Below are 439 nucleotides of genomic sequence, written 5' to 3'. Positions count from 1 at the left end.
GAAGTGCGCGTTGCCTGGATCCTGGCAGTTGTGCATTTTGTTGTTGATGGCGACGATGATCGCGTCTTCCAGTTTGGTGGTGTAGTAGTGCTCTTGAGTACCTTGAGCCGAAGTACGGAACCACTGGATAACGATTTCGCTCATGCGCTCGCCGGAGGTCAGAGCGGCTTGCAGCAGAGGCGAAGCCTTGTCGTAGACCTTGGTGATCACAACTGGCTTGTGAACGCGCTGACCGGTTGGCTGACCGGATTGCGGGTCACGCGGGATGATCACGTCGTGGCTGAAAGCCTGAACCATGACCTGGTCTTCGTGGCCTTCCTGGTAGGTGTTGCCAACGGAGTCGGCGGTGAAGGCGCCGGCAGTGATCAGGCCTTGTTTTTCGCCGGTAACCGACATGTACGCTGGTGTTGCCATGGGATGCTCTCCTTGCGGATAAATT

Annotated in this window: 1 protein-coding gene; it reads right to left on the bottom strand. The window is 56.7% G+C overall.

Annotated features, from left to right (window positions below; translation table 11 throughout):
• Positions 1-414: Hcp family type VI secretion system effector (locus tag HU727_RS25540; RefSeq protein WP_217847160.1), on the bottom strand; the 414-nt coding region annotated here is incomplete at its 3' end.
• Between the last annotated feature and the right edge of the window lie 25 nt (positions 415-439).

Source organism: Pseudomonas khorasanensis, assembly GCF_014268505.2.
Classification (GTDB): Bacteria; Pseudomonadota; Gammaproteobacteria; order Pseudomonadales; family Pseudomonadaceae; genus Aquipseudomonas; species Aquipseudomonas khorasanensis.
This window is presented reverse-complemented; position numbering and strand designations above follow the sequence as displayed.